This window comes from Patescibacteria group bacterium, from assembly GCA_041675205.1.
In the GTDB taxonomy this organism is placed as follows: Bacteria; Patescibacteriota; Patescibacteriia; order GWA2-46-9; family GWA2-46-9; genus JBAYUF01.
The window spans coordinates 1-2,807 of the sequence record JBAYUF010000030.1 but is presented as its reverse complement, the minus strand read 5'-3'; the positions used below and the strand labels follow the sequence as shown (position 1 = coordinate 2,807).

Genomic DNA, 2,807 nt, shown 5'->3' with positions numbered 1-2,807 from the left:
TCCCGAACGCGCCAGTGTTTACGAAGTGGAGCATTGACCAGATTGAAAAGAATCAGGCCACGATTATCATCACGCAGCGCGTTAACTTAACGAAAGCTTGCATTCTTCTGGTGACGTGTGACTTCGCCGCAAAACTTGGGCCGGGTTACGTTTCCAATGAAGGTACAGAAAACATGGAATATGTTGTGGGGATTCGTTCCTCACAATCGAAAGAACCTGATTTCGGTCGGGCCATTCGTGGTACTGGTATTGCTGGGCTTTTCAGCGGCACACAATCGAAGTCTACACTCGCTTATGCAAACGCCAGCATGACGCAAATGTTCGAACTTGATCCGTCGAACCACAACACAGGCTATGTGGAACTGGTTGCAAAAATGCGTATCAACAATGCAAACACTTCGCAGTTTACGTCGTTGCTGACGATCAACTTTAACGCACTTGAGATTCCGAAATAATGTACTGGTACGTCGAAGGTAAGGGACTCGTTTCTGGTAATGTGGAGCCAGACGGCCGCATATTTCCACTCGATGAACAAACCTTCGCGCACTGCCGCGACAACTACGAATTATTGGATATTTTTGTACGAGATAATCAACTGCACATCACAATCGACATGCCTGCGTATCGCGCAGCCGCACAAGAGAAATTGGTGAACGTGAATTACATCGTGCACAGCAACGTGAAATATTATGACGATGAACTCGGCTATCTGAGTGACACGTACATAACACGTAGTGGGTATCCGTGCGTGCTTACGCAGAAACAAATGATTCAGCGCGTGACCGAAAGGAATCGGTTGTATGCGTACAAACGTAGTGGCATAAACAGTGCGCGAACACCGGAAGAGGTTGATGATTATCTATGCCAAATTCCTTAACGATTGCGCAGTTAGACAATAACTCTGTGACGGTCCCAATTGGCCGCACAGTATTTACCAACATAAAGAAACAGAATTCAAAAGTCGTGCAAGCTGCACAGACTGGTGACGAATTAAAAGCGCCTACCTACCAACTCATTGAGGCCCCCGGCTACGATGGGGAACAGGCGTATCGTTCTAACGTTGACGACGTTTATTTCGACAAACCTTTGGATCGTGAAAGCCGTCAAATTGCGGAATGCAGTTTCGACAATGACAAAGGGCTTCTCACAATCGTTCGAAAGAATGGCGAAGTAATTACTGCTTCTAGTTTTCTCCGGCAAATAGATTTTGGCGTTGGTCCACAAGGCCCACGCGGTGATACAGGAAAAGATCAAGAAGACGGTGTGGACGGTCGTGAAGGTGTGGACGGCGTAACAGGCTGTGCTGGGCCAAATGGTGCAGAAGGTCGTCCGGGGCCAATGGGTGATTTTGGTATTGAAGGCCCTGTAGGTCAGCAAGGAATGTTCGGACCATTAGGCCCTACAGGCCCGCGTGGTGATCGTGGTCCCGGTGGCCCTCCCGGCTTCGAAGGTAAGCGCGGTTTGTGTGGTCCTAGTTGCCCAACCACAAGCCAAGGCCCGTGCGGTCCTGAAGGCATGACAATGAAACCGGAAGTATCCCTGCTAGAACATCCACAACCGGATGAATTGCTTTGGGCTGCTGCTGAAGATTGTGTTTGCCCTATTCGTCCGAACGAAGTTTATCCTGAGTACGTCAGGAAATTTGTTATTTTTGCATAAGGGGAATTGAATGCTTTGTACGACTATTCCAGTCGTAGCGAAATCCCCCGTACCCGTAGCGAAAACAATTGCTGAATGCGGCAAATGGATTACGTTTTGCGGTAAGGGAAAGCACTCAGTTTCATTATTTTTGGGAACGATTCAGGCCCCCGTTGTTATTTGGTATGAACGGGACACGCCAGAAGACGCTTTATACGTTCACCAATTCGATGAAATTGTGGCCGCTGCGCCGTTGGACGATGCCGTTGGTTCGTTCACGTTTCAATATGCGCCACTGGATAAGAAACCCGGTAATGACGAAATCATTATCACGCACGAAGGCAATAGCGTTAACAGCCGCGTGCGCGTCCGTGTGGATTGCCCTGAAAGCCCATGTCTTCCCAACAACGTTAAGCCGCCACCGTTGCAAGAAACGTCGATCAAATGTGGTAAGCAGTGGCACCAAGCAGGCTACGTTAAAAAGAACACAATTTTGCTTGGTGATGAACCGGGTTTTGTTGAAGTCATTTGGGAAGTGATTGGTACAGCAGAGGTTCGTTTTTTTCAAGACAAAACTTTGCTAAAAACAATCACTTCCAACCGTGACGGAACGTTTAGTTTTTTCTACGATCCTGAACTGGGTGAAGTTTATGCAACGACGCAGGGCACAGGCTCTGTCGATTACATTTTCACTTGCCCATACATTCCAATTGATCCAGAAGTTCCAGTGTACGAGTTCACGTGTGGTGCAGAACCATATGTGTACGAAGCACCACGTAGCGTAGAAGTCAAACTGCCTGTAGAAATTGGCGCGATTGACATTGAAGTAACGCTAGTGGAAACGGTGCGTGTGGAATTCCGTCAAAACAACGTTCCTTTTTACGTGCTTTCGAACCACACAGGCACCGTGACGTTCTCCTATGATTTCGATCCCGACAAAGGGAAAGTGACTATCGAAACCACCGGATATGGCGCCGTAAGTGTCATAGTGAAATGCCCTTACAATGCCCCCGATCCTGACCCAACGGATGTTTTTGATAGCTGCGGAAACACGCTTGAAATATTTCCCGGCTGGTCAAACGTTACTCTCGACATGGGCGGCGTGAATGGCACCACGATTCTGGATATCGTGCTAACTGGAACACCTGTAACGGTTGAACATACCGTTG

At 48.2% G+C, this 2,807-nt stretch carries 4 protein-coding genes; all 4 read left to right on the top strand.

What is annotated here, in order from left to right:
- Window positions 1–455 (top strand): hypothetical protein (locus tag WC052_06095; GenBank protein MFA7287207.1); only part of this gene is annotated, 455 nt, incomplete at its 5' end.
- Window positions 455–877, top strand: coding sequence for a hypothetical protein (locus WC052_06090; GenBank protein ID MFA7287206.1), 423 nt, complete (start codon window positions 455–457; stop codon window positions 875–877). The genes WC052_06095 and WC052_06090, both read left to right, overlap by 1 nt.
- Window positions 862–1,659 carry a collagen-like protein gene (locus WC052_06085; GenBank protein ID MFA7287205.1) on the top strand — a complete coding sequence of 266 codons (798 nt, stop codon included), beginning with the start codon at window positions 862–864 and terminating at the stop codon, window positions 1,657–1,659. The genes WC052_06090 and WC052_06085 overlap by 16 nt, the downstream gene beginning before the upstream one ends.
- Before the next feature lie 10 nt (window positions 1,660–1,669).
- Window positions 1,670–2,807: hypothetical protein (locus WC052_06080; protein ID MFA7287204.1), on the top strand; the 1,138-nt coding region annotated here is incomplete at its 3' end.